Consider the following 25,485-nt stretch of genomic DNA (forward strand, 5'->3'; position numbering starts at 1 on the left):
GACTCAAGTCTATTGTTTATGGATTGGTGCTTTCGCTTTCGTTCTATATGACTTCATTGAAGATCATTTGGTCTTTCGCTAAATCAATCACTTTTAGGCGGTTGTCATGTTTGATATAAATGCTTTTAAAAAGTTTATTATGATTTTGATCTTCAAACAGAATCACTCTTTTATTTGCATTGTCAGTTTTAACAATTTCCTCATATTCATCATTGCCGATTTTCTCCAACACAACTGGCAGCTCCGTATAATCTGATTGATCCTCGTTCGCAGCTGAAGAGTCTGCGGATTTTTCCTCATGAACTTCATTGTTGCCGGTCCCGTCTGGTTGATTATTTTCAGGTTTTGTTGTTTGTGCAGTACTTCCATCATTGCTGTTATTGGCATCTTGTGTTTGTTCATCCTTTCCCGTACAAGCTGTCAATAAAAGTACACTTAAACATAAGATAAATGTTTTTCTCATATATGACACTCCAATCTATAAAAATATCTTTTGACCTGTACATTATATTTTTGCTTTTGTCCTAATGCAAAAATAACAGCTTAAACTGGAAGAATAAAAAATATTGGAAATTTGATAAAGGCACTTGAAAAAAACCACCAAATCCGTACAATGTTTTATGTGAGTTGTTAAATGTTCGTGTTTTTTGGAAAAATAATGGAATGGAGTGTATTATGGATATCATCAAAGACATATTAGCAGCATTAAGCGTTGTACTTAACGGACTTCCACAGGGACTTCTTGCATTAACCTTCGGCTTTGCTTCAGTACCGACTGCCTTCGCGTTTATAGTAGGTGCAGGAGGTAATGCAATGATGGGCTCCGTTCCGGTTATTTCCTATCAGGCTGAAACAATCACGCTGGCAGGAACAATGGGAAAAAATATGCGTGAACGCCTTTCAATGATCTTTTTTGGTGCGTTGATTATGGTGCCGATCGGGTTATTCGGTCTTCTGGAAAGAATCGTTGATTGGATTGGGCCTGTCATCACAAGCGGGATGATGGCCGGGGTTGGCATCATGTTATCTAAGGTAGCTTGGGAAATGGCTAAAAACGATAAATGGGTCGGTATTACATCTTTTGCCAGCGCGCTTATTGTATATATAGCAACAAAAGATCTTGTCTATACAATCACCATATCTGTCATTCTCTCAAGCGTAGTCTATTACTTTTTAACAAAAAACAACAAAGCTGAATTTCAGGCGCCACAAAAGGAAAAAATTACCCGTCAAAAGCTGATCCTTAATCCTATGGTAATTCGCGGGGCATTGGCAATGGTATGTTTGAACATAGGAGCAAACATTGCTTTCGGAAAAATTAATGGGGATATAGCGAAAACAGATGTAAATGTCGATGTTTTGACAGTGATCAGCAGCTTGGCAGATATGGTATCTTCCTTTTTTGGAGGTGCGCCGGTAGAGGTTGTCATTTCGGCAACTGCCAGTGCCCCTCATCCGGTCTGGTCTGGAGTGCTGATGATGGTGATTATGGCTGTTATCCTATTTGCCGGGCTTCTTCCAAAGATTGGACGATATGTGCCAAGTGCTTCCATAGCAGGATTTTTATTCGTGTTGGGGGCGATTGTCACATTGCCTGGAAACGCCGCTGCTTCATTTTCTACTGGTGAACCGGCTTCGGGCTTGATCGGGGGCATCACAATGGTTGTTACTGCGATTACCGATCCGTTTCTTGGAATGCTCGCTGGTTTGATCATACAATTTTTGATTGGATTATTTGGTTTTTAAGGAGGGGTTCAGATGGAGACTTACACATTGAGAATTGGTGATATCGAAAGGAAGCTGCCGATTGTGGCTGTATCGGAAGAGCTGAGCATAGCAAGTTTTGTCATTTTGGGAGATACAGAGCTCGTATCTTACACAGCACCCATCCTAGCAAGTAAACTGCCGGAAGTGGATGTTTTAGTCACTGCAGAAGCAAAAGGAATCCCGCTTGTGTATGAATTATCCAAGCAGCTTGGGATGAAACAGTATGTGGTTGCTCGAAAAAGTATTAAACCTTATATGGAATCACCTTTAATAAACGAAGTGGTATCAATAACCACACAGAAAAAGCAGATCCTATGCTTGGACAGTGACGATGTCCAACAGATCAAAGGAAAAAGGGTGGCCATTATCGATGATGTAATCAGCACTGGACAGTCTGTCCGCGGATTGGAAGAGCTGGTTATTCAGGCGGGCGGTATAGTTGCAGCAAAAGCCGCCATTTTAGCTGAAGGGAACGCAGCAGAAAGAGAAGATATCGTTTTTCTGGAGAAGCTTCCACTTTTTAGAAAATAAGATAAGTGAAAAGGAGTCACCTACTCCAAGTGGAAAGGTGACTCTTATTTTTCAAGATATTCTTATTCCTCTTCCTTGTAAAATCGCTTTCCGGTTTCAGGATTATAATAAACAATCAATTTCTTATTGGTTGTCGGGTCTATGGATATTTCATTCGTACGATGAAATCCGTTAGGGACTTCCCTCCCATGTTTCTTTTTGAAGCGTTTGTCCCATATGAACCAGGATATAATAATTAATAATATGAATAGAATTATCTGCAGGCCATAAAAGCCAATGATCCACTTCAATTAACTAGACCTCTTCTACAATCACCGCTGTTCCATAAGCAATGATTTCACTCATATTTTGACCGATTTCTCCCGAATCGAATCTCATCATTGTTACTGCGTTGGCTCCCATCGCCCGAGCATTCTCGACCATGCGGTCAATTGCCTGTTTCCTAGCATCTTCAAGCATTTCAGTGTACTGGCTGATTTCCCCGCCAAGTAAACCTTTGAAAGACGCCACTATATCTTTACCTACCCCTCTGGCTCTTACTGTGATCCCGAAAACAGGACCCTTTGTTTCAATAATCTTATGGTTAACAATATTTTCAGTCGTTACAATCAGCATAATTCTCTTCCTTTCGGTATGGTATTATCCTTTTCTACGAATAAACATTGGGAAAGTTTCAAATATCTTAAGAAGATTATGAGGGCCGAAGGTAGGGTATAGTAACAAATATCAACAATAGAAAAGGGAAATCTTATGAACAAAATTTTACATATCTTTAAAAAAGACCTTAAAAATATTAGTACAAATTGGGCTGCCGCTATTATCGCCGGTGGTCTTGTCTTGCTGCCATCCTTATATGCGTGGTTGAATATTGCGGCTATGTGGGACCCTTATTCCCACACCAATCAAATCCCGGTAGGTCTAGTTAATGAAGACAAAGGAGCTAACGTAAGGGACAAACACATTGATGCCGGAAAAGAATTGGTGGATGAGCTGACAGAGAACAAGGATTTGGACTGGCATTTTACCAATCGAAAACGGGCCATGGAAAAATTACGAAATGGAGAGTATTTTGCCGTTATCGTTGTACCCGAAAATTTCTCGGAAAGATTAGGGACTGTTATTTCAGATCACCCTAAAAAGGCAAAAATGGAATATTACGTGAATGAAAAAATAAACTCCATCTCCCCCAAAATTACACAAAAGGGGGCCTCCACGATTGTTGAGCAAGTCAGCAGTAAATTCATTGCTACTGTTAATGGAGTCATTTTTGAATTGTTCAATGAAATAGGGGTTGAATTGCAGCGCGACCTCCCTGATATCGAACGATTTGAACAATATGTGTTCACATTGGAAAAAGATTTGCCAGACATTAATAAATTAATCAATGATTCATTGCAAGATGCGTCATCGGCAGAGGAAATGATCCATAAAGCACAAGGAAAGATTCCTGAAGCAAGGCAATTAACGAGCAGTGGCCTGGAAACGATTAATAAGACATCCGCTTTTTTATCAGATGCAGAAACAAGGCTTGCGGAGATGGGCCCAAAAATACATGAAGATTTACAGAAAGTGCAGAAGATCGCTTCAGATGTCAATGAATTTCTCGGAAAGGTCAAAGATAAGGATATTGATTTAAGTAAAGGAGACCAGATTAACAATCAGCTTCAATCCCAGCTTAATGAAGTAATTGGGACTCTCGGTACCATCCAGGGGGTACTGGAGGAGGCGAAAAAAATGAACGAGACGCAAGGAGGGCCAATGCCAAATGAAGTTGAAAATGAAAATCAGAGCCAGACTCCTGCTCAGCCTCCTGATAATCAATCCAAGATAGATCAGGCCATTGAAAAGACAACTCAATTAAAGAGCGACCTGCAACAAGTACAGAACAAGGCTTCCGAAATAAACACGCTGCTTGAGGATAAAAAGAGGGAACTCAATGAAACTTTGGGTACTCTTCAACAAATGGCCGGAAATACTTCAGTCAAAATTGATGCCTTTGCTAAAGAGTATAAAGAAAATATTGAGCCGACGGTCATGAAGGAAATTTCAAAAGCAAAGAATACGCTAGCTGGGGCAAGAAATATGCTGACTGAAATACAGGATTCCTTGCCTGAAGTTGAAAAAATATTAAACAGGACGGATAAGAACCTGAAAAAAGGAAAAGACGCCCTTGAATATGCACATGGGGAACTTCCTTATATTAATGAAAAGGTGAGGGAACTCGCAGATAAAATCAGAAAGTTACAAGGAAAAACAAATCTGAATGATATCATCCAACTGCTGCTGAATGATCCAAATGCCGAAAGAAGTTTTTTCGAAGAACCTGTTCTATTAAATGAAAATAAAGTTTTCCCGATTAAAAACTACGGGACTGGCATGACCCCTTTTTATACCGTTTTATCCATTTGGGTAGGAGCGCTACTCTTAATATCGCTGCTGTCAACGGATTTGAAAGACCATGAGAAATACACGGGAAAACAAATATATTTTGGCAGGCTCTTCACATTTTTAAGCATTGGGTTTTTGCAGACACTGATCGTGGTATGTGGAGATTTATTTATCCTCGGGGTTCCTGTCAAACATCCATTTTGGATGATTCTTTTCGGTCTTTTTATCAGCCTTGTATTTATGTTGATTGTTTACACGCTGGTTTCCGTTTTCGGCAATATTGGAAAAGCGCTGGCGATTGTAATGCTTGTTTTGCAAATAGCCGGTTCGGGCGGAACTTATCCCGTTGTTTTGTTACCTGAATTCTTCCAATTCATTAGCCCGTTATTGCCTTTTACTTATGGAGTTGATTTGATGAGGGAGGCAGTCGGAGGTATTGTTTGGCAATCTGTTTCGCGGGATTTGCTATTTTTGGCACTTTTCGGTTTGGCAGCCCTGTTATTTGGTACCTTCCTGAAAGAACCTGTTAATAAAAAGACGAGAGCATTCCTTGAGAAGTCAAGAGAAGCCGACATTTTTCATTAAGACTTGCAAGCCGTTGAGAAGGGAATCTTTGTATGGATTCAGGATGTATATGAATATTTCACTTAGCCTATAACAATCATAAGTACAACACTTCAAGTTAGTTGAGGAGGAAGTAGGATGCCGCTGAACATTACAGAAAAGCTGATTGAATCCCATCTGGTTTCAGGTGAAATGGTGCCTGGAAAAGAAATCGGATTGAAAATTGACCAAACGCTGACACAGGATGCAACTGGAACGATGGTCATGTTGGAGCTAGAGGCAATGGGAGTGGAGCGTGCGCAAACAGAAGCCTCGGCGCAATACGTGGACCATAATATCATTCAGGTAGACAATAAGAATGCAGACGATCACTTGTTTTTACAAAGCGCCACCCGACGCTTCGGTCTGTATTACAGCCGGCCGGGAAATGGAGTAAGTCATCCGGTGCATATGCAGCGTTTGGCAAAGCCGGGTAAAACCCTGCTTGGATCCGATAGTCATACTTGTGCAAACGGCTGCATGGGAATGCTCGCCATGGGTGCCGGCGGAATGGACGTGGCATTGGCCATTGCAGGAGAACCCATTTATATTAAGATGCCGAAAGTATGGGGAATCAAGTTAACAGGGGAGCTGCCTGACTGGGTCAGTGCCAAAGATATTATTTTGGAGCTTCTTCGCAGGCATGATGTCAAAGGCGGCGTCGGAAAAGTGATTGAATATTACGGCCCAGGGTTGGAACACCTAAGCGCGATGGATCGACATGTGATAGCGAACATGGGGGCTGAGCTCGGGGCAACAGGAACAGTATTTCCTTCCGATGGAGAAATAAAGCGCTTTTTAAAGGAACAGGGGCGAGAAGAGGATTGGGTTGAGCTTGTCGCAGACCAAGGAGCTTCATACGACATTGATGAGGAAATCAATCTGTCCGAATTGGAGCCTCTGATCGCAAAGCCGTCCAGCCCAGGGAATGTTGTACCGGTTTCTGAAATGACGGGGACACCCATCTATCAATCTTATGTTGGTTCTTCAGCAAATCCGGGTTTCCGGGACTTTGCTGTAGCAGCTGAAATTGTGAAAGGTAAGTTGGTCGCAAGTGGCGTTTCGTTCGATATCAATCCTACATCACGACAGATGTTGACGGATCTTGTAAAAGAAGGACATATTGCCAGTCTTCTTCAAGCAGGAGCGAGACTTCACCAAGCTGGCTGCAATGGATGTATCGGGATGGGGCAGGCACCGGCTACAGGGAGAAATAGTTTAAGAACGACTCCGCGTAATTTTCCTGGACGTTCGGGAACGCAGGAAGACAGCGTATTTTTGTGCAGTCCGGAAACTGCGGCAGCTTCCGCTTTAAAAGGTGAAATTACCGATCCACGGACGCTTGATATGCCGTATCCGAAGATAAAGGAACCGAAAAATCCGACAGTTGATACCACTTTGTTGGATGAGCCGCTGCCGCATGAGGAAGCTAAGGAAATTGAGCTTTACAAAGGTCCGAATATCGCTTCCATACCGCCTATGGATCCATTGCCTGACGAAATGGAATTGCCGATCTTATTAAAAATGGGTGATAATATTTCAACCGATGAAATTCTTGCAGGTGGAGCGCGGGTGCTCCCGTACCGCAGCAATCTTCCGGAAATTAGCAAATTTGCTTTTGAAATTGTAGATAAAACGTATTATGCAAGAGGTATGGAAAGTGTCGTGAAAGGCGGACATGCCATTGTCGCGGGTTTTAATTATGGACAAGGGTCAAGCAGGGAGCATGCTGCTTTGGCACCGAGATATCTAGGGCTGCGCGTTGCTCTTGTAAAGGACTTTGCACGCATCCACTGGCAAAACCTAGTCAATTTTGGCGTTCTGCCTTTAACCTTCGTAAACGCCGATGATTATGCTCAGATAGAGCAGGGAGATATCCTCCAACTGTCCGATTTACGAAATAAAGTGAAACAGGGGAATGAGTTTACAATTAATGTAAAAGGGAAAAATACATCCATAATGGTTACTCATGCACTATCAGAGAGGCAAGTCGAAGTGATGCTTAAGGGCGGTTTGATTAACTTGGTAAAAGAGCGGATAAGGGAAGAATCGCCATTTGAAAAATAAAAGGAGGGAATCTTAATGGATATACGGGACAATCCTTGCAAAGCTTGTCATGGAACGGGAATGCTGGCTGATGATGAAGGGTGGCAATATAAATGCAGTGTCTGCAGGGGGGCAGGTTTTATAGGCAGAGAAACTCCCGACACAAAAATCATGGAAGTAGATGAAAATAACCGACTATTGGATTAGGCAAGAAATTAAAATTGACAAAAGGACGGATTCATTTCCGTCCTTTTTGGATTAAACAGAGCATTATCACTTTTATGGTAAGATGTCAAAGCCATTCCTTGAAATCGTTGAAAGAATGGCTTCGTGCGAAAGTTCTTTTTCACTAAATGTAATTTTTACTTCACCATCATCTATATCCACTAAAGCTCTTTCCACTCCATTTAACTGCAGCAGGATTTCCTCAAGTTTTTCGATTGCTTGCTTGTTATTTGCTACATCGATATATACAGTCATGCTGTCCAAACACTTTCCAACACCTTTCTCTTTAAGGAGTTCATATACGGGAAAGCCGGGGAACCGACTACTAGCTTCCCGGTGTTCTTAATTTAAAAATTTTCCGTAATCCGGTATGGCAATTTTATCGAAATCGCTTGCCAGTTTTTCAAGATTCCTGGACAATTCTTCCCCTTCCATTGGAATGCCGTGACCTGTAACAACCACTTCGGGTTTCAAAGATTCAAGCTTCTTTACGGATTCCCAGGCTGTATCCCAGTCCGGAGTCAAGTATCTGGGTGGTCCGCTAATTTCTTTTTCCTGAGTAAAAACTCTATATAAATATTCTTGCTTAACTGTTACAAAGGCGTCTCCTGCGATTAATACTCCATCATTGTCCCGGAAAAGGGAGACATGTCCGATGCTGTGGCCTGGTGTATGAAACCAGTGAAATTCAGGTAGGTTGGGCACCGTTCCATCTGAAGGAAGCTTTTTCACTTGATCACCCAAATTTATGGGTTCAACAGGGAATATTGGTGACATTTTGGCCACCATTCCACCTTCTACTGTCATGTCAGGCTTAGGATAGCTTTTTTTTCCGGTAAGATATGGCAGTTCAAGCTCATGTGCAAATACAGGAACATCCCACTGTTCAACAAGCTCAATCAAGGCGCCGACATGGTCGAAGTGGCCGTGAGTAAGGATAATAGCATCGGGCCTTGCGTCAGAACCAAATCTATTCTCCGCGAGTGAAATGATTTGATCGGCAGAATGCGGCATTCCAGCATCGATAAGTACAAAGCCGGAGCCTGGATGGCCAATAAGGGCTATATTCACAATTTGGATTGTATGGTAATAAACATCCGGACGGACTTCATCTCCCCTTCCACTTTTTATCGAAGTTGCGGGAATGTATTTATAATCACTTCCGTATGACATGCTTTTTTCCATGTTGATGCCCTCCTTGGAAACAATTTAATATTGTCCGGCACGTGTCTCTTTAAATTGGGTACGCAGCAGCCAAAGATGAAAAAAGTATTCGCCTGTACAAATGATCACTAGAGCTAATACGGCTTTCGCGAATGCGTGGTCGTATCCTAAAACGTTTAATCCGCCCCATATGATGACCAATGAAAGAACAAAGTCCCCGACCATTGCGGCGCGATTGCCCATCTTAGGCAAGATAAACATATCTCCTGTAAAATAGGAAAGGAGCAAAAGCGTTATGCCGAGCAGTGTTGAGTGCATAAACGTTACATTGTTGAGCAGTGATAATATGACCCATGCGACAGCAAATACCATCAGGGCCTTCATACAAATAGCTTTTCCGTGATTGACTCTTTCATCCATATAAAATCCTCCTATCGTTATGGCCATTATGGCTATACCCGAAAAACCAAAAGGTTTAACATCTGGGAAGAAGTGTATGTTTTTTTTAAGATGAAGCGGAAAAGCTATAGATGCTCTTGTGAGCACAAAAAAATAAAGCGGGTGAACTGGGATGCGAAACAACAAAATTCAAATATTACCCATTGTTGCTTCTGTAGGAATCGGAGCTGCTGCATACAGTATGATGACAGGTCGGGGCGGACAGCTTTCAAACATGGTTCCGCAGCTATCAAATATGGGACAGGGAAAAGGCGGTAACCAAACCAAATCAATGGGATAAAACAAAAGCCAAGAAACGACTTGAAAGTCGTCTCTTGGCTTTTTTTAAAATATGCCTGACAAATATCTTTCAGGCAAGCTCATATTTAGTATCCTCCGTAACCATAGAAAGTTCCAACAATAATCAAGAGGATAAACAATACGACAATTAAGGCAAAGCCTGTGCCGTAACCGCCTGAGTAGCCCATAAAAAGCACCTCCTTGTCTTTTGGCTTCATTATAGAATATGGGAAAAACCGACACTGGTTAAGACAAGAATCCTAAAATCATGAAAATATACGAATGAATCATCTATGAGTGTTAAACGAAATGCCAATGACCATTTTCCATTGCTTGAATAGGATGGTTGTTATAGAAAGCAGATGGAGGTAACGTCATGTCCCTTGATAATAACCGGAATACTTTAGCTTGGCACGAAACATTGGAGGTGCATGAACTTGTCGCCAGTCAGGCGATAGGGTTGATGAAGTTGAAAGCGGGAATAAAAAACGTAAGGGATTCTCAGTTAAAAAGGATATACAGAAAATCAATCCAGGAGTTGGAACACAATATCAGGGAATTGGTCCAATATTACCCGTCCGCGCCCATTCAGCCCCAACGAGAGGAACCCCGCCAGGACCAATCCGGCTTTCAAGCAGGAGAATTGCTCAGCTTCTGCAAGGCATCGGTTCGGAATTACGCGATTGCTATAACCGAAACAGCTACACCAGTACTAAGGCAAACATTAACAAATCATCTCAATCGGGCTATAAAAAGCCATGGGGATATTTTCCATTACATGCATTCAAAAGGTTATTATCCTGCCTATGATTTGGGAATGCTTCTTAAAAATGACTTAAACAATGCTGAGCGTGCATTAACAATGCCTTATGAATAAAAAAAGCAGTGTGAAGATTCCCCTTTTCACCTGCATAAAATAACAGGTAAAAGGGGGAGTCTTTTGGACAAAAAACAGGAATTTTTAATAATTTTAATGACAAGCATCTTGTTGATCTTTGTTTTATATATCTTTAAAGGCTATATACCTTCGGTCAGTGGCAACAAAGAAGGACCAATTCAACAACAATGTAGTCTTTTGAAGAACGAATTATGGAGGTGAAAGTGGTCTAAAGCTGCTATGAACGGGGATGGAACTGTTCATTTATCGGAAAATGTGCCATTTCCCAGCATCCCTGATATAACTTCACTGTCATTTCTCGGTTTGGAGAGGGAGATTGATTATTATATCATTTACACCTTTTCAATATTTTGCTACTGTAAAATAAACTCTTTATTCGAAAAGCGGGGATGAAATATATGGACACGATTTTAACTCTTCAAGATGTTTCGTGGAAACGGGATGGCCGCAACATTCTAAGCGGCATTGACTGGAAAATGAAGAAGGGGGAGCATTGGGGAATTCTTGGGTTGAATGGTTCAGGAAAAACTTCTATCCTGAATATCGTATTAGGCTACCATTTTCCTTCTGAAGGAAGCGTAACGGTACTTGATCACCGGTTTGGGGAATCGTACCTGCCGGATCTTCGTAAAGAGATTGGCTTTGTCAGCAGTTCTTTAAACCGCTTTTCCCATATTATTGAGTATGAATCGATAGAAGAAATTATTGTAAGTGGAAAATTCGCTTCCTTTGGAATCTATGAAGAAGTGGCAAAAGCCGACTGGGATAAGGCGGATGACTTAATAGAAAGATTCCGTTTGGAAAAATTAAAGGGAAAACCATATCATCAGCTGTCACAAGGAGAAAGAAGAAGGGTTCTGATTGCACGCTCTTTAATGAACGATCCAAAATTATTAATATTGGACGAGCCTTGTACAGGGTTAGATATTTTATCCCGAGAGCAGGTTTTGGCTTTAACAAAGGAAATTGATAGAAACAACTGCAGCATTATTTATGTCACCCATCATATTGAAGAATTGGTCGAAGATATTACACATGTTTTGCTGCTGAATGATGGAAAGATAGTGGCTGCAGGCCCTAAAGAAAAAGTCTTAAAAGATGATTTATTGTCTGAAGCGTTTCAACTTCCGGTCAGCGTGCACTGGAAAGAAAAAAGGCCTTGGTTGTCGGTGGCCCAACATGCTGAAGTGAATAGTTAACAGGAATAAGCCGGCCATATGTGCCGGCTTATTTTTTATGTTTATTCATAGCCTAACTTATAGATAGGGACAAGTGTTTCAAATGTTTCTTTTGCCAATGATACGAATCGCTCACCATCTTTGACTATAGGGTCGTCTGCAGCAATATGTCTTCCGATCAGGAACTCAGCTTTTTTGACGTCACGGAAGCGTTCAAGCGCTTTTTTTAAGTCTATTTCATCTAGCCTGACAGCGTCCTTTTTCATATGGTCCATCGAAATGACAAAGTTGCCGGGCACTTTCTCTTGGATCACGTCCATATGATTCAAAAACTTCTTCGCAATTTCGGACTTTTCCGGTAACTCATATATATAGGCAAGCCAAAGAAATGCATGGTCATCAAAAAGCCCGACTTGAAAGTGGGGGTGTTTCTTATAGCCCCGCTTGTTATTTGCAATGGCCAACCACGTGTCTTTAGGCGGATTCACTGTTCTTCTAGCGTGCTTGGCAATATGTAAATACATTTCATTGCCGATCATGGCGGTTAAGTCGGAAGTTAGAGTTTCTCCAATTATTTTGAATTTCGGTTGAATTCTATTTTGGATGGCGGACATTCTCTTGTCCAGGCCGTCGATATGAAATGTCTGAAAGTCACTTTTTGTAAAACCATCAAACTGCATCATTAAAACTCCTCTCTCGAATGATATATTTAGTTTACCAAATAATTCACTGTGTATAATCAAAATGCTCTCAAAACGAAAAAACCCCAGGCATATGCCCGGGGGCTATGAAGGACTATTTCAGTAATCAGGCTGTTCATTGCCGCTATTGTCTAAATTTTGACCTGAATAGCCACTTGTATATCTGTTTTCAAAAGGGTTGACTTCTTCCTCGTATTCCCTTTTTCTACCTCGCGATACAATACCTGCCTCGCGTTCTTTTGGCCTTCCAGCCTGTCTTTCGGAATCCTTCCGAGATATTGCATGAACCCTTCCATTCAGACTATGTTTATCTCTGTCAAATCTATCTCCCATTGTGAAATTGTCCACTTTTTCGCCATGAATTTTTATATTGTCCGTATTATTCAGAGGCATATTTTCTGTAGATAAAGTCTCGGTCCTGCCTCGATCGACATGACTGTCCACAAGTACTAAAATACGTCCGTTCTCCAATTCACTTACATATCTGGCAACATCCGTTTCTGTCACACCAAGATCCAATAAAAGATCGGAGTACTTCCTTGGTTCTGTATCTTCATTTGTAAAAAAGAATTTGAGCTCCTTCCAGAAGTTGTCATACCTTTCAGTATGTTGGCGTCCATCTTTGACAGTCACGCCGGTTTTTTCCTCAATCGTATCGGACTTCAAAACATCATTGGCGATTACATATATATGATCATTATCTATTCCGTCATGCCTTAACGAATCAATGGCCTTCATAGCCTCAAAGCTTGTGGCGAAGATTCCGACAATATTCTTTTTCATTCTTGAAGCCCCTCCTCTTTAGTCTTTTGCCAGTGTCAGTTGAAGTGGAGTGTTTCATTTTGTTTACCCCGTCGTGATAGTTCTAAACTATCTATTTTTATGGCAACTCATCGTTGACTCTGACTTCTGTATTCCCCTTACGGAATTGGTGTGAGATAAGCCAAAGTATAATTTTTTTATCAAGATAATCTTTATTGAGCAGTATAGGGATGTTATAAAATCTGCCGGTTATTAAGAGTGTACAGTCCTTAAAGGCGGGGATCATTGCTTTCTTATCGATCGTACGATAAAGAAAATCATTGGCAAAAATGTTAGAGCAAGAAATATCGGCAGGAAGCCCCAGCCGATCGATCCGGCTTTTCCAAGCGCTATCTGAACGGTCTTCCAAGTGAGATACACGAAGAGCCCGACTATGATATTCTTCGTGACATTTAGCAGCATCCTCGAATTTTTGTACTGAAATTCGATGTTCCGTTCGTTTAGACTCGTCATATAATTATGCCATTCAGGATGTTTTTCAAAGAATGACATAAGAGTCGCAAGTCCTGCTGCCACGATTGGCAACGTGATCAATTCCCATTTCGACCCCCACCGGTCCACTTCACCAATTGCGTTATAGTGGCCAGGTACCTGATCGGGCAAATCTCCCCATATGACGATTAAATAAACAATGCATGCGGCATAGATAAGCCCAGCCGATAAGTCCAGCGCCTTTTCGAATGTTGTCTTCGGGATGTCCAGTTTCGGACGGTCGTAGTTTTTCATCTAAAACACCTCTTTTAGCTATACGGGCGAAAACCTTTCAGGTTTCATAACAGAATAAAGCAAGTATTACGAGAAAACACTACTTGACTGGAACATCAATACACGTGGTGAATTGTATTTGAAAGTCAGTTTTGCGCAAATTTCGGAAATCTTTTGTGCTGTATATTTTATATTAAACATCAGAAATTCAATTAGAACATATGTTGTTTTTTGTATAGTGAAGATTGAATTATATGATACAATGATGGTTAGTATGAAAGAGGAGAGAAAGCATTGTACGAATATATCAAAGGGACTGTGGGACAAATTGGCCCCGAATATGTAGTGATAGAAAATAATGGAATCGGTTTTCAGATTTTGACGCCGAATCCTTTCATTTTTTCCGCGAAAAAAGGAAAGGAAACAATTATCTATACATATCAGCATGTAAGGGAAGACATCCTTGCACTTTATGGCTTTGAATCCAACACGGAAAGACAGATGTTCAAGAAATTGATCAGTGTTTCTGGGATTGGCCCAAAAGGGGCTTTGGCCATTTTAGCTGTTGGAGAGCCTGAACAGGTCATCCAAGCAATAGAGATAGAAGACGAGAAATTTTTAACTAAGTTTCCTGGAGTCGGAAAGAAGACGGCCAGACAAATAATCCTGGATCTAAAAGGGAAATTGAACGACGTGATACCGGAAGGAATGGCGGAAGCTGCAGCAGGTGTTGAACATGAAGTGGCTGGAGAAACTTCGGATGTTTCGTTGGAATTGGACGAAGCGATGCTTGCTCTTGAGGCATTGGGATACTCTGAGAGGGAATTGAAAAAGATTCGTCCGAAGCTCGCGACAAATGACCTTACGACGGATCAATATATTAAAAACGCACTTCAATTGCTTCTGAAACAATAACATGGAAGGAGTGTTCATGGATGGAGGAAAGGGTACTTTCCGGAGAAGCTTCGATGAATGATGTATCTTTTGAACAAAGTCTCCGTCCGCAGTCGCTTTCCCAGTATATCGGCCAGGACAAAGTGAAAAACAATTTGTCCGTTTTTATTCAAGCGGCGAAAATGAGGAAGGAAGCTCTTGACCATGTTTTGCTGTACGGTCCTCCTGGACTCGGAAAAACGACACTGGCAGTGGTGATTGCAAACGAAATGGGTGTGAACGTCAGGACTACATCCGGACCAGCCATTGAGAGGCCTGGGGATCTTGCGGCCGTTCTTACTTCACTTGAACCCGGAGAGGTCCTGTTTATTGATGAAATCCATCGGCTGCCGCGTGCAATCGAAGAAGTTCTCTATCCCGCAATGGAGGATTACTGCCTTGATATCGTGATCGGAAAAGGACCCGAAGCAAGATCTGTCAGGCTGGACTTGCCCCCTTTTACACTTGTCGGCGCCACTACCCGTGCAGGGTCTGTTTCAGCGCCCTTGCGTGATCGGTTTGGGGTGCTTTGCCGCTTGGAATATTATAATGACAAGCAACTGACCGATATTGTCGTTAGGACTGCCGAAATTCTCGAAACTGAAATCGAATGGGACGGAGCGGTTGAAATTGCAAGGCGCTCCAGAGGAACACCCCGGATTGCCAACCGTCTTCTCAGAAGGGTCCGTGACTTTGCACAAGTTCGAGGGGATGGCACCATTACACTTTCGTTGGCTGATGAAGCTCTTGAACTGCTCCAAGTTGACAAGCTTGGGCTTGATCATATTGACCATAAGTTGCTTCGAGGAATCATCGAAAAGTTCAGGGGCGGTCCTGTGGGTATTGATACGATTGCTGCAAGTATTGGAGAAGAATCGACAACGATAGAAGATGTATATGAGCCGTATCTTCTGCAAATCGGCTTTCTGCAACGGACTCCGAGGGGACGAATGGTGACGAAGCAAGTATATGAACATTTCAAATTGGAGGTGCCGAACTCTTGAACGGGATGGCAAAGCTTTTGATGGTTGCCGGCGCAGTTATTTTTATTGCAGGGTTTCTGATCCATTTTCTTAAGCTTGGCAAGCTTCCTGGCGATATTGTCATTAGGAAAGGAAATGCTACTTTCTTTTTTCCCGTTATGACATCTATTATTATTAGTGTTATTCTATCGGCAATTTTTTTTCTAGTTGGGAGGCTTAAATGAGTTTTGAAAGTAGATATGTTTGATTTCGACCTGCCTGAGGAGCTGATTGCTCAAGTACCGCTTAAAGACCGATCATCAAGCAGGTTGATGGTATTGAATAAGAAGACTGGAGCTATAAAGCACGAAAGATTCAGCCACTTAATTGATTATTTAAATCCGGGAGACTGCCTTGTTTTAAATGATACGAAAGTTCTTCCGGCACGTCTGTTCGGCATAAAGTCGGACACCGGGGCAAAAGTGGAAGTTCTTCTGTTAAAACAAGTGGCCGGAGATTGCTGGGAGACCCTCGTCAAGCCGGCAAAACGAGTAAAAGTGGGAACCGAGATTACTTTTGGCGATGGCCGTTTGAAAGCGATTTGTACAAGGACAGAGGAACATGGGGGAAGGCTGTTCGAGTTTCATTATGAGGGGATATTTTATGAAATTTTGGACTCCCTTGGCAAGATGCCTCTCCCTCCGTATATAAAAGAACAGCTGGAAGACCAGGACAGGTATCAGACGGTATATGCACGGGAAAGAGGGTCAGCCGCTGCCCCGACGGCAGGCCTCCATTTTACAAATGAAATGCTTGAAACAATTAAAGAAAAAGGGGTCTATGTTACCTTTATAACCCTTCATGTGGGGCTTGGGACATTCAGGCCTGTAAGTGTGGATAGTATCGAAGACCATGATATGCATGCCGAGTTTTACCGCATGTCGGAGGAGACATCGTCCCTTCTTAACGAAGTTAAAAATAACGGAGGCAGAATCATTTCCGTAGGTACCACTTCAACAAGGACGTTAGAAACTATCGCAGTGGAAAATGATGGAGTTTTTAAAGCAGGCAGCGGCTGGACTGATATTTTTATTTTTCCAGGCTATAAATTCCGAGCAATAGATGGACTAATTACAAATTTTCATCTGCCAATGTCTACATTGATCATGCTTGTCAGTGCATTGGCTGGACGTGAAAATATTCTCCATGCATACGAAACGGCTGTTCAAGAAAAGTACAGGTTTTTCAGTTTCGGTGATGCTATGTTGATTATTTAATATAAAACAGGAAAGGGGGGTTCTCATTGCCTGCCATTACATATGAATTGATCAAGACATGCAAACAGACCGGTGCAAGGCTGGGGATGATTCATACTCCGCATGGATCGTATGAAACACCTATGTTTATGCCAGTAGGGACGCTGGCAACGGTCAAAACGATGAGTCCCGAAGAATTAAAAGAAATGGGAGCTGGAATTATTCTCAGCAATACCTATCATTTATGGCTGCGACCTGGAGAGGATATCGTCGAAGAGGCCGGAGGGCTTCATAAGTTTATGAACTGGGATCAGGGTATTCTGACTGATTCAGGGGGCTTCCAGGTATTCAGTTTAAGTGAATTCAGGGAAATTGAAGAGGAAGGGGTCCATTTCCGTAATCACCTGAACGGGGATAAATTATTTCTTTCACCCGAAAAGGCGATGTCTGTCCAAAATTCTCTAGGGTCGGATATCATGATGGCATTCGATGAATGTCCGCCGTATCCGGCTTCACATGAATACATGAAAAAATCGGTGGAACGGACATCGCGCTGGGCTGAGAGATGTCTCAAAGCTCACGAACGCCCGGAAGACCAGGGACTTTTCGGGATTGTACAGGGCGGTGAATATGAAGACCTACGAAAGCAAAGTGCAAAGGAGCTTGTTTCTCTTGACTTTCCAGGCTATGCGATTGGGGGCTTGTCTGTAGGAGAACCGAAAGATGTAATGAACCGTGTACTCGAGTTCACAACTCCACTCTTGCCGTCTGACAAACCCCGTTACTTGATGGGAGTGGGGTCACCGGACTCTCTTGTTGATGGAGCAATAAGGGGGGTGGACATGTTTGACTGTGTCCTTCCGACGCGTATAGCAAGAAATGGTACTTTGATGACGAGCCAAGGGCGACTTGTTGTAAAAAATGCGGCCTATGCCAGAGATTTTGGACCGCTGGATGAAAATTGCGATTGTTATGCATGCAGGAATTATTCACGTGCATATATACGTCATTTAATTAAATGCAATGAAACACTCGGAATTAGGCTTACGACTTACCATAATTTATATTTTCTGTTAAAATTGATGAAGCAAGTCAGAGATGCGATAAAAGAAGATCGTCTCGGTGACTTCAGGAAAGAATTTTTTGAGCGTTATGGATTTAATCGTCCTGACGCAAAAAACTTCTAAATAATACATCATCCAAGAAAGGGGGAAGGAACTTGCAGACACTTGCCAATCTAACACCGTTTATCTTGATGTTCGTGCTCTTTTATTTCTTGTTAATCAGGCCGAACCAAAAGCGGCAAAAGGCTGTCCAAACGATGCAGAGCAATTTGCAAAAAGGGGACAAGGTTATTACAATCGGAGGTCTCCATGGCACAATCGACGCAATTGATGAAGGGAAAGTGGTCATTCTTTGCGGTGATGGCAGCAGACTTACATACGATCGAAATGCGATTCGCGAAGTAGTACAATCTTAGAGAATATCAATGCAAAAAAGAAGCGTGACAGCATGACGCTTCTTTTTTATATTTTACGAATGATGCTGTGGGGGACCGCCTGCAATATTTACACCAAGAACACCCCCCATCATGGCGGTTAATGTATAACAAATGTAGTAAACAAGCTGTTCCAATGTAAAAAGGGAGCCGTGGCCTAAATATTGATACAAGAGAATGATCACGCTGTATAAAAGACCCGTTGCTCCGCCCAGTACCCATCCTTTTTGCTTGCCTTTGCCTCCGCAGATGAATCCGCCAGCAAAGACACTGAAAAAGGAGATGATCGTAATAAGCAAGGTGATGGATTTTTCCTGGGTATTTGTGAAAGATAGAATAAATGAAAAAACTAAACTTGTAATAGCAGCGAGCAAAAATATGGTGATTACCCCATATAAAACGGATACTCCGAATTTCTTTGCTTCGATCATCTTTCACTCCTTTCATATACTTTTGGGCAAAATACGCCTGTCCTTCTACAAACATATTCACAAACTCAGTTATTAGAAGCCTTTTTCCTCATGTTTATCAAATTGTTGCCCATACTAAGCCATGAGCTTTTTTGACAGGGGGAAACAAATAATGAACGATTTTCTGGTTATTATCGTGCGGACTATTATCCTATATGGGGTGATCCTTGTTGTTTTTCGGCTCATGGGAAAAAGGGAAATTGGGGAACTGAGTGTTCTCGATCTTGTGGTTTTTATAATGATGGGTGAGATGGCCGTGATTGGAATAGAACAACATAAAGATCCGATCTTGCACACGATTATCCCAATAGCGGTTTTACTTCTTATCCAGGCGGGAATGGCCTATATTTCATTAAAGAGCCGGAAATTCCGAAGCCTCGTTGATGGAAAGGCATCAATCATAATAGAAAAGGGAAAAATTAATGAAAAGGAGATGAAAAAACACCGCTATAATTTTGATGATTTACTCATGCAATTGAGGCAAAAGGATGTCAATAATATTGCGGATGTTGAATTTGCCATTTTAGAAACATCCGGAGCATTGTCAGTTTTTAAAAAAGACAATAACAAGAAGGATGGATCCGTTACCATCCCCTTTATCATTGACGGTGTAATCCAGTTGGACGGGTTAAAAGAATCGAACAAAAGCGAGCAGTGGCTTAGGCGTGAACTGGAGGCAAGAGGGCATAAAGAAATAGAAAACATTTCTTTTTGCAGCTTTCAGGACGGAAGATTCTATGTAGACTATATTGATGAGTGAGGGGTCTGCCCCCCCCCACCACATCAACCCATTACCACTTTAGTGTGATGGGAGTCAGACCCCTCTTTTTTCTACCTTATAAAATTTCCGATGACCGGGATTTTTGTCATGTCACTTTTTTTCACAAGTTTAAAGCCAAACAGCAAGGCTAAATAGATTAATGTTGTGAATATAATTCCTATGGCCAGTCTTATAAAATTTGAATCAAGGTATAGGCTGTCAAATATTATTTTTCCGCTCCACCCCGCAAGGATGGCTGCCGCGAAAAACTTTACATAATCATAAATATATACAGTAAATTGAACCTTTTTTAAAACGGTGGCATAATGCAGAGCAGTGATCAATAAGGTCCCGGTTGCAATTCCAAGAGCAGCTCCTGTAATTCCGATGTTCGGTTGGGATGCTAACAAGAAGATGACTGCCAGTTTGACGGCATTTCCGATCAAGCTGTTGATCATGGCGGCCCTAGCCAGGTCAAGGGCCTGTAAAATAGCCTGAAGCGGTCCCTGATAATAATGAAAGATGAAAAATGGGGCCATCAGCTTAATAAAATAAGCACCATTTTCCGAGCCGTATATAAGCTTCATTAATGGCTCGGAAAAAGTAAACAAAACAATTACGGACAACCCCCCGGAGAGCAGGGCGAAGCGCAGTGCCTGCTGAAGCCTGTATTCTACCAGCCTATGGTTGCGGACAGCGTTAGCCTCGCTTATGGCTGGGACAAGGGATGTGGCAAGGGAAAAAGTAATAAAAGAAGGCAGGGTCAGCAAAGGCAGGGCATAGCCAGTTAAAAGTCCATACTGTTTTGTGGCGATGCCGGCGGCAATCCCTGCCAACAGCAAACTTTGGGATACAATGATCGGCTCGAAAAACCAAGACAAAGACCCGATCATCCTGCTGCCGGTTGTAGGCAATGCCACATTCATCAATTCCTTGAACGTTTCTCTTCCACCTTTTAAGGCGTGTAAAAAATGTCTTCTGACGGGAAACCTTTTTTTCACTTTAAACATGGCAAACAAGTATAAAAGTGAAATGAGCTCTCCTATCACTGATGCAACCATTGCAGCCGCCGCCGCATATTCAATCCCCATTGGAAGAAAGGCCTTTGTAAGTACGGCAATCAGCGTAATGCGAACTGCCTGTTCTAAGATTTGGGATACAGCAGACGGCTTCATATTCTGCTTTCCCTGAAAATAACCTCTAATAACTGAGGAAACGGCAACGATCGGTATGATCGGCGCAATGGCTGTAAGCGGATAAAGGGTTCTGGGATCGGTAAAAAGTGTTTTGGAAAGCAGCGGCCCCAGCATAATTAACGCAGGGGTAAATATAAGAGAGAGCGTTCCGGTTACGGTTAATGAAACAACGAGAATCTTTTTTACTTTTCGCTGGTCTCCTTTTATATCTGCTTCAGCAACAGCTTTGGAAATGGCCACCGGCAGACCGAGTTGTGTAATTGTCACAACAAGGATCAATGTCGGATAAGCCATCATGTAAAGGCCTACCCCTTCTTCCCCGATCAACCGGGCAATAACAATTCTGTTGATAAAGCCAAGCAGCCTTGTCACTAGCCCGGCAGCCATCAAAATCATTGTGCCTTTTAAAAACTTTGACATCTATTTCCCTGCCTTCTCAAATTTGCTCAATTCGATTACAATTATGTATATGCATGGACTTGGACAAAGCATGACAAGTTCAGGTTTTGTCTTGCAAAATGAAGGGTGGGAATGCGGATGTCGGAACAAAGGCATGAGTACGATGATTATTTTCATAGGCTCAAACCTGCATTAATGAGCAAGGCTGAGGAGTTTGCGTTGCTTGGCTATGAGGATATCTCCATAAATGATATTTGGAGATATTTAACGGAAAAAAGATGGAAAAAACCCACAGAAGGGATAAGGGTACACGAATTGGTTTCCGATGTCCTGGCATTGAAGGCCGGTGACTTTATGAACTTTGTAACTGTCGAAGCGTATCGTTCGCAAGAAGATCCATTTGAGGGGATCGGGAATGATGACCTTCAACAATTATTGAAAACAGATGATGATTGACACTCCTATTTATCTGTTTCATAATCTAAACAGACATAAGAAGATGCATGTCATCGCAAGGAGGACTTATTTTTAATGGTAAAGAGAAGCAGGATCGTAGCCTTTTTTCTCATATTGATCTTTCTCGCTGGAATTATGGGCTCGACCACAAACAATATCATACAAAATATAAAGCTCGGTCTTGATCTCCAGGGTGGTTTTGAGGTCTTATATGACGTGGAACCGGCCAAAGAAGGGCAAAAAATAACAAAGGATACCTTGGTACATACAACAGATGCACTCAACCGAAGAGTAAACGTCCTGGGTGTAAGCGAGCCGAATATTCAGGTTGAAGGTACGAACAGGATAAGAGTTCAACTCGCAGGAGTCGAGGATCAGAACCAGGCCAGGGAGATTCTTGGAACTCAAGCAACGCTCACTTTTAGAGATGTTAATGACAAGGTGATGCTGGACGGCACTGATCTCGTTGAAGGAGCCGCCAAACAAAGCTTCTCCCCGGATACGAACCAGCCGATCGTACTCGTGAAATTGAAGGATAAAAAGAAATTCAAAGAAGTGACAGAGAAGATTGTAAGCATGAAGCCGAACAATCAATTAGCCATTTGGATGGATTTTGAGGAAGGCGTTGACTCATACGAAAAGGCGGTTACAAGCGGCAGCCAAAAAATGCTTTCCGCCCCAAACGTCAATCAGGTGTTTAATCAAACGGAAGTTTCAATTGAGGGGAATTTTACCACTGAAGAGGCTGAAAACCTTGCCAACCTGCTTAATGCCGGGGCCCTCCCTGTTAAATTGACGGAAGTTTACTCTACGTCAGTTGGTGCCAAATTTGGTGAGCAGGCAATGGATAAGACGGTTACTGCAGGAATCATCGGGATTGCGATTATCTTCTTATTTATGATCTTTTATTATCGCTTCCCTGGTGTCATTGCTTCGATCACCTTATCCATTTACATCTATTTGATTTTGCTATTATTCAGCCTGATGAACGGGGTTCTTACTTTACCAGGCATTGCAGCCTTGATCCTCGGTGTAGGAATGGCGGTGGATGCCAACATACTGACATATGAAAGGCTGAAGGAGGAGATTAGGCTTGGACGGTCACTGCGCTCAGCCTTCCAGGCAGGAAACAAGTCTTCGTTCGTTGCCATTCTTGATGCAAATATAACAACTCTTTTGGCCGGAGCGGTTCTATTTTACTTCGGTACAAGCTCTGTCAAGGGATTTGCGACAATGCTCATATTAAGTATATTGATGAGCTTTGTGACAGCTGTATACGGCTCGAGGTTCCTTCTCGGGCTATGGATCAACAGCCGCTTCTTTAAAGAAAAACCGGGCTGGTTTGGGGTGAAAAAATCTGAAATCCATGATCTGTCGGAAAATATTTCTGCGCACGAGCTGAAAACACCATTTGATCGATTTGATTTTGTAAAAAACAGGAAGAAATTTTATGTCTTTTCCGTCGCCCTGTTTGTTGCAGGAGCTATCGTCCTAGGTATGTTCAGATTGAATTTGGGAATTGATTTTTCAAGCGGAACCCGTGTGGAAATCGATGCCGGAAAACCTTTGACAACTGAAGAGTTGAAAGCTGATCTGGACGATATCGGAATGCCGTCTGATGACATTGTACTTTCGGGGGCAGATAAGGATATTGGCGTCGCACGTTATAAAGGTGTAATGACTAAAAATGAAATTGCAAAGCTGAAAGATCATTTTGAAGATAAGTATGGGGCAGAGCCAAATGTCAGCACGGTTTCATCAACAGTAGGTAAAGAACTTGCAAGAAACGCATTATATGCTCTTTCAATAGCAGCCTTAGGTATAGTTATCTACGTATCACTTCGTTTTGAGTTCAGGATGGGGCTTTCAGCTATCCTCGGCCTTGTCCATGATGCTTTTTTCATTGTCGCGTTTTTTAGCTTGACGAGGCTGGAGGTGGACTTGACCTTTATTGCGGCTGTGTTGACCATTGTGGGGTATTCCATCAATGACACCATTGTCACATTTGACAGAATCCGCGAAAATATGAGGGCGAAAAAACGTCTGAAAACTGAGCAGGATATTGCAGATATTGTCAACACAGGGCTTCGCCAAACCTTGACGCGTTCCATTAATACGGTATTGACGGTCATTGTCACTGTATTGGCGCTAGTAATCTTTGGAAGTGAGTCCATTCGAAATTTTTCGTTTGCACTGCTCGTTGGCCTATTAGCAGGTACTTATTCATCCATCTTCATTTCAGCGCAGATTTGGTACGATTTGAAGGTTAAGGAATTGAAGAAAAAAGGACCGATCAATACGGTAAAAGAAAAGAAGAAATGGTCGGATGAACCGCAAGTATAATAAAGCAGGAAACGTCCGTTCAACGACGATAACATTAACAGAAATATGGAGAAGCCTTCTGTTGGCCAGAAAAGCACGAGACAATTCCCATAATGGCCTTGCAGATCTTGAGGGTTAGGTGGACCCCGCAATGAATAGGAAACAATGAGTCTTGCCGCTTAGCTTACTCTATGTGGATTGAACTTTGCTAAACATCATGCGACGATTTAGCGAGATTTTTGATGGCATAGAGGCAGTGATTTCTGTAATCGTACTCTGAGTCATTATCCCTGAAAGCCATCTGCAAGAAAAAAAGGTACTTTGTCGAATAGGGGAGTAGGATGGTACGTCATAGGGAGGTTTGTCCCTGTGGCGCCGTCGACATATTCTGTCTCATAAAGCAGCATAAAGATTAATTTTTATTTGAAAAGCCGCGACTATGCGGCTTTTTTTCTTGGAAAGGGCAATATAAGTAATACCAGCTATTATAATGGGGGGTGGTTATTATGGAGCAGAAGGATCGTTTTAAGCAAGCAGAAACTGCAGCATGGGTAGGCATCATAGTCAATATATTATTAACGATTATAAAAGGAGTCTTTGGTATAAAAGCGAATAGTAAAGCATTAATTGCCGATGCGGTGCATTCAGCATCTGACATTGCCGGATCATTGGCGGTATATGTAGGTCTTCGGGCTGCGAAACAGCCTCCTGATGAGGAACATCCTTATGGTCATGGAAAAGCTGAATCTGTAGCGGCTATTATTGTCTCTGTCATTCTATTTATTGTCGGAGTGCAAATTGGAAAGTCTTCTTTTGAATCTTTCTTCAAACCTCTTGAAGCCCCGGGTTCGAGCGCGATCTATGCGGTATTATTTTCCATCATTGTCAAGGAAGCATTGTTTAGGTACAAATACCGGCTAGGGAAGAAGCTCAATAGTGAGGCATTGGTGGTAAATGCTTATGAACATCGTTCAGATGTCTATTCTTCCATCGCTGCACTGATTGGAATCGGGGCATCCATCATAGGAAATAAACTGAACGTTGAGTGGCTGGTTTTTGGGGATCCGGTAGCAGGTTTGGTTGTTTCAGTGATGGTTATGAGAATGGCGTGGAAACTTGGGGCAGAATCTATATATAACACCTTGGACCATGTGTTGGATGACGAAAAAACCACCGTTTATAAAAAAATAGTTTTATCCGTACCTGATGTGAAGAGAGTTGATGAACTTCATGCCCGCCAGCATGGATATTATGTGATCATTGATTTGAAAATTGCTGTCAATCCGGAAATAACAGTAGCTGAAGGACATCAGGTAGGTAAAAATGTGAAAAAAAAGCTGCTCAGCCAACCGGATGTTCATAATGTGCTTGTGCATATCAATCCATATTACTCCGAACCCGACCCTATAAAAAATGATTCAAATGACAGGTGAATTGGCAATATATTGGGTACGGCAAAGAAGCCGG

At 42.2% G+C, this 25,485-nt stretch carries 30 protein-coding genes; 18 read left to right on the plus strand and 12 right to left on the minus strand.

Annotated features, from left to right (window positions below; translation table 11 throughout):
• Window positions 1-43: 43 nt before the first annotated feature.
• Window positions 44-463, minus strand: a complete 420-nt coding sequence (locus C509_RS23340; RefSeq protein WP_018705705.1) for a hypothetical protein — start codon at window positions 461-463, stop codon at window positions 44-46.
• A 212-nt stretch (window positions 464-675) separates the two neighbouring features.
• On the opposite strand from C509_RS23340, the gene C509_RS0104450 reads away from it, so the two are divergent.
• Window positions 676-1,746: a hypothetical protein gene (locus C509_RS0104450; RefSeq protein ID WP_018705706.1), complete on the plus strand. Its 1,071-nt coding sequence runs from the start codon at window positions 676-678 to the stop codon at window positions 1,744-1,746.
• 12 nt (window positions 1,747-1,758) lie between these two features.
• Complete coding sequence (locus tag C509_RS0104455) at window positions 1,759-2,298, plus strand: phosphoribosyltransferase family protein (protein WP_018705707.1); 540 nt, start codon at window positions 1,759-1,761, stop codon at window positions 2,296-2,298.
• Between the two features lie 62 nt (window positions 2,299-2,360).
• On the opposite strand, the gene C509_RS0104460 is transcribed toward C509_RS0104455, so the two are convergent.
• Both C509_RS0104460 and C509_RS0104465 read right to left on the minus strand, forming a co-directional pair.
• Window positions 2,361-2,588, minus strand: coding sequence for a hypothetical protein (locus tag C509_RS0104460; protein ID WP_018705708.1), 228 nt, complete (start codon window positions 2,586-2,588; stop codon window positions 2,361-2,363).
• Window positions 2,589-2,592: 4 nt separating this feature from the next.
• Window positions 2,593-2,913, minus strand: a complete 321-nt coding sequence (locus C509_RS0104465) for a YbjQ family protein (RefSeq protein ID WP_018705709.1) — start codon at window positions 2,911-2,913, stop codon at window positions 2,593-2,595.
• Between the two features lie 135 nt (window positions 2,914-3,048).
• Between C509_RS0104465 and C509_RS0104470 the strand changes: the two genes are divergently transcribed.
• The 3 genes from C509_RS0104470 to C509_RS26380 all read left to right on the plus strand — a co-directional run bounded on the left by C509_RS0104470 (window position 3,049) and on the right by C509_RS26380 (window position 7,542).
• Window positions 3,049-5,271, plus strand: coding sequence for a YhgE/Pip domain-containing protein (locus C509_RS0104470; protein WP_018705710.1), 2,223 nt, complete (start codon window positions 3,049-3,051; stop codon window positions 5,269-5,271).
• A gap of 117 nt (window positions 5,272-5,388) precedes the next feature.
• Window positions 5,389-7,356 (plus strand): aconitate hydratase, encoded by a 1,968-nt coding sequence (locus C509_RS0104475; protein ID WP_018705711.1) that lies wholly within the window; start codon window positions 5,389-5,391, stop codon window positions 7,354-7,356.
• A 15-nt stretch (window positions 7,357-7,371) separates the two neighbouring features.
• Window positions 7,372-7,542, plus strand: a complete 171-nt coding sequence (locus C509_RS26380) for a hypothetical protein (protein ID WP_018705712.1) — start codon at window positions 7,372-7,374, stop codon at window positions 7,540-7,542.
• A gap of 72 nt (window positions 7,543-7,614) precedes the next feature.
• On the opposite strand, the gene C509_RS0104485 is transcribed toward C509_RS26380, so the two are convergent.
• From C509_RS0104485 to C509_RS0104495, 3 genes are all read right to left on the minus strand, one after another.
• Window positions 7,615-7,815: a heavy-metal-associated domain-containing protein gene (locus C509_RS0104485; RefSeq protein WP_033369759.1), complete on the minus strand. Its 201-nt coding sequence runs from the start codon at window positions 7,813-7,815 to the stop codon at window positions 7,615-7,617.
• 87 nt (window positions 7,816-7,902) lie between these two features.
• Entirely contained in the window at window positions 7,903-8,745 is an 843-nt protein-coding gene (locus tag C509_RS0104490; RefSeq protein WP_018705714.1) for an MBL fold metallo-hydrolase, read from the minus strand.
• A 24-nt stretch (window positions 8,746-8,769) separates the two neighbouring features.
• Window positions 8,770-9,144 (minus strand): DUF2512 family protein, encoded by a 375-nt coding sequence (locus tag C509_RS0104495; protein WP_018705715.1) that lies wholly within the window; start codon window positions 9,142-9,144, stop codon window positions 8,770-8,772.
• A gap of 151 nt (window positions 9,145-9,295) precedes the next feature.
• On the opposite strand from C509_RS0104495, the gene C509_RS26385 reads away from it, so the two are divergent.
• Window positions 9,296-9,463, plus strand: coding sequence for a hypothetical protein (locus C509_RS26385; RefSeq protein ID WP_018705716.1), 168 nt, complete (start codon window positions 9,296-9,298; stop codon window positions 9,461-9,463).
• An 85-nt stretch (window positions 9,464-9,548) separates the two neighbouring features.
• Here C509_RS26385 and C509_RS25365 read toward each other — a convergent pair whose 3' ends face one another.
• Complete coding sequence (locus C509_RS25365; protein ID WP_018705717.1) at window positions 9,549-9,650, minus strand: YjcZ family sporulation protein; 102 nt, start codon at window positions 9,648-9,650, stop codon at window positions 9,549-9,551.
• 188 nt (window positions 9,651-9,838) lie between these two features.
• Here C509_RS25365 and C509_RS0104510 point away from each other — a divergent pair, with 188 nt between their 5' ends.
• Window positions 9,839-10,339: a spore coat protein gene (locus C509_RS0104510; protein ID WP_018705718.1), complete on the plus strand. Its 501-nt coding sequence runs from the start codon at window positions 9,839-9,841 to the stop codon at window positions 10,337-10,339.
• A gap of 419 nt (window positions 10,340-10,758) precedes the next feature.
• On the plus strand, window positions 10,759-11,559 hold the full coding sequence (locus tag C509_RS0104520) for an ABC transporter ATP-binding protein (RefSeq protein WP_018705720.1): 801 nt from the start codon (window positions 10,759-10,761) through the stop codon (window positions 11,557-11,559).
• Between the two features lie 41 nt (window positions 11,560-11,600).
• Here C509_RS0104520 and C509_RS0104525 read toward each other — a convergent pair whose 3' ends face one another.
• From C509_RS0104525 to C509_RS0104535, 3 genes are all read right to left on the minus strand, one after another.
• Window positions 11,601-12,218, minus strand: a complete 618-nt coding sequence (locus tag C509_RS0104525; protein ID WP_018705721.1) for a YktB family protein — start codon at window positions 12,216-12,218, stop codon at window positions 11,601-11,603.
• A gap of 120 nt (window positions 12,219-12,338) precedes the next feature.
• On the minus strand, window positions 12,339-13,022 hold the full coding sequence (locus C509_RS0104530) for a YflT domain-containing protein (RefSeq protein WP_018705722.1): 684 nt from the start codon (window positions 13,020-13,022) through the stop codon (window positions 12,339-12,341).
• Window positions 13,023-13,283: 261 nt separating this feature from the next.
• Window positions 13,284-13,787: a DUF1648 domain-containing protein gene (locus tag C509_RS0104535; RefSeq protein ID WP_018705723.1), complete on the minus strand. Its 504-nt coding sequence runs from the start codon at window positions 13,785-13,787 to the stop codon at window positions 13,284-13,286.
• Between the two features lie 273 nt (window positions 13,788-14,060).
• Between C509_RS0104535 and ruvA the strand changes: the two genes are divergently transcribed.
• Genes ruvA through yajC form a run of 6 tightly spaced genes read left to right on the plus strand, consistent with a single transcriptional unit; the run spans window position 14,061 to window position 18,397 of the window.
• On the plus strand, window positions 14,061-14,681 hold the full coding sequence (gene ruvA / locus C509_RS0104540) for a Holliday junction branch migration protein RuvA (protein WP_018705724.1): 621 nt from the start codon (window positions 14,061-14,063) through the stop codon (window positions 14,679-14,681).
• Window positions 14,682-14,701: 20 nt separating this feature from the next.
• Window positions 14,702-15,703: a Holliday junction branch migration DNA helicase RuvB gene (ruvB, locus tag C509_RS0104545; RefSeq protein ID WP_018705725.1), complete on the plus strand. Its 1,002-nt coding sequence runs from the start codon at window positions 14,702-14,704 to the stop codon at window positions 15,701-15,703.
• The gene (locus C509_RS0104550; RefSeq protein ID WP_018705726.1) at window positions 15,700-15,906 is read left to right on the plus strand and encodes a DUF2905 domain-containing protein; all 207 of its coding nucleotides are present in this window, start codon (window positions 15,700-15,702) and stop codon (window positions 15,904-15,906) included. Before ruvB ends, C509_RS0104550 begins: the two co-directional genes overlap by 4 nt.
• A 3-nt stretch (window positions 15,907-15,909) precedes the next feature.
• Entirely contained in the window at window positions 15,910-16,938 is a 1,029-nt protein-coding gene (gene queA, locus C509_RS0104555; RefSeq protein ID WP_018705727.1) for a tRNA preQ1(34) S-adenosylmethionine ribosyltransferase-isomerase QueA, read from the plus strand.
• A 26-nt stretch (window positions 16,939-16,964) separates the two neighbouring features.
• Entirely contained in the window at window positions 16,965-18,104 is a 1,140-nt protein-coding gene (gene tgt, locus C509_RS0104560) for a tRNA guanosine(34) transglycosylase Tgt (RefSeq protein WP_018705728.1), read from the plus strand.
• Window positions 18,105-18,136: 32 nt separating this feature from the next.
• Complete coding sequence (yajC, locus tag C509_RS0104565) at window positions 18,137-18,397, plus strand: preprotein translocase subunit YajC (RefSeq protein ID WP_018705729.1); 261 nt, start codon at window positions 18,137-18,139, stop codon at window positions 18,395-18,397.
• Window positions 18,398-18,450: 53 nt separating this feature from the next.
• On the opposite strand, the gene C509_RS0104570 is transcribed toward yajC, so the two are convergent.
• Window positions 18,451-18,846, minus strand: a complete 396-nt coding sequence (locus tag C509_RS0104570; protein ID WP_018705730.1) for a TIGR04086 family membrane protein — start codon at window positions 18,844-18,846, stop codon at window positions 18,451-18,453.
• A gap of 151 nt (window positions 18,847-18,997) precedes the next feature.
• Here C509_RS0104570 and C509_RS0104575 point away from each other — a divergent pair, with 151 nt between their 5' ends.
• Window positions 18,998-19,645 carry a DUF421 domain-containing protein gene (locus C509_RS0104575; RefSeq protein ID WP_018705731.1) on the plus strand — a complete coding sequence of 216 codons (648 nt, stop codon included), beginning with the start codon at window positions 18,998-19,000 and terminating at the stop codon, window positions 19,643-19,645.
• A 71-nt stretch (window positions 19,646-19,716) separates the two neighbouring features.
• On the opposite strand, the gene spoVB is transcribed toward C509_RS0104575, so the two are convergent.
• Entirely contained in the window at window positions 19,717-21,261 is a 1,545-nt protein-coding gene (gene spoVB, locus C509_RS0104580) for a stage V sporulation protein B (RefSeq protein ID WP_018705732.1), read from the minus strand.
• A 117-nt stretch (window positions 21,262-21,378) separates the two neighbouring features.
• Between spoVB and C509_RS0104585 the strand changes: the two genes are divergently transcribed.
• The 3 genes from C509_RS0104585 to C509_RS0104600 all read left to right on the plus strand — a co-directional run bounded on the left by C509_RS0104585 (window position 21,379) and on the right by C509_RS0104600 (window position 25,451).
• A complete protein-coding gene (locus C509_RS0104585; protein WP_018705733.1) occupies window positions 21,379-21,696 on the plus strand; it encodes a post-transcriptional regulator in 318 nt (105 codons plus the stop codon).
• A 75-nt stretch (window positions 21,697-21,771) separates the two neighbouring features.
• Entirely contained in the window at window positions 21,772-24,039 is a 2,268-nt protein-coding gene (gene secDF / locus C509_RS0104590) for a protein translocase subunit SecDF (protein WP_018705734.1), read from the plus strand.
• 485 nt (window positions 24,040-24,524) lie between these two features.
• The gene (locus C509_RS0104600; protein ID WP_018705736.1) at window positions 24,525-25,451 is read left to right on the plus strand and encodes a cation diffusion facilitator family transporter; all 927 of its coding nucleotides are present in this window, start codon (window positions 24,525-24,527) and stop codon (window positions 25,449-25,451) included.
• Window positions 25,452-25,485: the final 34 nt, after the last annotated feature.

This window comes from Siminovitchia fordii DSM 16014 = CIP 108821, from assembly GCF_000374565.1.
In the GTDB taxonomy this organism is placed as follows: Bacteria; Bacillota; Bacilli; order Bacillales; family Bacillaceae_C; genus Siminovitchia; species Siminovitchia fordii.

What these genes read in the sequence shown, in the direction of transcription:
- spoVB (WP_018705732.1), bottom strand. Translation starts at nt 21,261, where the DNA reads ATGTCAAAGTTTTTAAAAGGCACAATGATTTTGATGGCTGCCGGGCTA.
- C509_RS0104455 (WP_018705707.1), top strand. Translation starts at nt 1,759, where the DNA reads ATGGAGACTTACACATTGAGAATTGGTGATATCGAAAGGAAGCTGCCG.
- C509_RS0104570 (WP_018705730.1), bottom strand. Translation starts at nt 18,846, where the DNA reads ATGATCGAAGCAAAGAAATTCGGAGTATCCGTTTTATATGGGGTAATC.
- C509_RS26380 (WP_018705712.1), top strand. Translation starts at nt 7,372, where the DNA reads ATGGATATACGGGACAATCCTTGCAAAGCTTGTCATGGAACGGGAATG.
- C509_RS0104575 (WP_018705731.1), top strand. Translation starts at nt 18,998, where the DNA reads ATGAACGATTTTCTGGTTATTATCGTGCGGACTATTATCCTATATGGG.
- C509_RS0104495 (WP_018705715.1), bottom strand. Translation starts at nt 9,144, where the DNA reads ATGGATGAAAGAGTCAATCACGGAAAAGCTATTTGTATGAAGGCCCTG.
- ruvB (WP_018705725.1), top strand. Translation starts at nt 14,702, where the DNA reads ATGGAGGAAAGGGTACTTTCCGGAGAAGCTTCGATGAATGATGTATCT.
- C509_RS0104485 (WP_033369759.1), bottom strand. Translation starts at nt 7,815, where the DNA reads ATGACTGTATATATCGATGTAGCAAATAACAAGCAAGCAATCGAAAAA.
- secDF (WP_018705734.1), top strand. Translation starts at nt 21,772, where the DNA reads ATGGTAAAGAGAAGCAGGATCGTAGCCTTTTTTCTCATATTGATCTTT.
- C509_RS0104585 (WP_018705733.1), top strand. Translation starts at nt 21,379, where the DNA reads ATGTCGGAACAAAGGCATGAGTACGATGATTATTTTCATAGGCTCAAA.
- C509_RS26385 (WP_018705716.1), top strand. Translation starts at nt 9,296, where the DNA reads ATGCGAAACAACAAAATTCAAATATTACCCATTGTTGCTTCTGTAGGA.
- C509_RS0104450 (WP_018705706.1), top strand. Translation starts at nt 676, where the DNA reads ATGGATATCATCAAAGACATATTAGCAGCATTAAGCGTTGTACTTAAC.
- C509_RS0104465 (WP_018705709.1), bottom strand. Translation starts at nt 2,913, where the DNA reads ATGCTGATTGTAACGACTGAAAATATTGTTAACCATAAGATTATTGAA.
- C509_RS0104525 (WP_018705721.1), bottom strand. Translation starts at nt 12,218, where the DNA reads ATGCAGTTTGATGGTTTTACAAAAAGTGACTTTCAGACATTTCATATC.
- C509_RS0104470 (WP_018705710.1), top strand. Translation starts at nt 3,049, where the DNA reads ATGAACAAAATTTTACATATCTTTAAAAAAGACCTTAAAAATATTAGT.
- C509_RS25365 (WP_018705717.1), bottom strand. Translation starts at nt 9,650, where the DNA reads ATGGGCTACTCAGGCGGTTACGGCACAGGCTTTGCCTTAATTGTCGTA.
- C509_RS0104490 (WP_018705714.1), bottom strand. Translation starts at nt 8,745, where the DNA reads ATGGAAAAAAGCATGTCATACGGAAGTGATTATAAATACATTCCCGCA.
- C509_RS23340 (WP_018705705.1), bottom strand. Translation starts at nt 463, where the DNA reads ATGAGAAAAACATTTATCTTATGTTTAAGTGTACTTTTATTGACAGCT.
- C509_RS0104530 (WP_018705722.1), bottom strand. Translation starts at nt 13,022, where the DNA reads ATGAAAAAGAATATTGTCGGAATCTTCGCCACAAGCTTTGAGGCTATG.
- C509_RS0104535 (WP_018705723.1), bottom strand. Translation starts at nt 13,787, where the DNA reads ATGAAAAACTACGACCGTCCGAAACTGGACATCCCGAAGACAACATTC.
- C509_RS0104600 (WP_018705736.1), top strand. Translation starts at nt 24,525, where the DNA reads ATGGAGCAGAAGGATCGTTTTAAGCAAGCAGAAACTGCAGCATGGGTA.
- C509_RS0104475 (WP_018705711.1), top strand. Translation starts at nt 5,389, where the DNA reads ATGCCGCTGAACATTACAGAAAAGCTGATTGAATCCCATCTGGTTTCA.
- C509_RS0104520 (WP_018705720.1), top strand. Translation starts at nt 10,759, where the DNA reads ATGGACACGATTTTAACTCTTCAAGATGTTTCGTGGAAACGGGATGGC.
- C509_RS0104510 (WP_018705718.1), top strand. Translation starts at nt 9,839, where the DNA reads ATGTCCCTTGATAATAACCGGAATACTTTAGCTTGGCACGAAACATTG.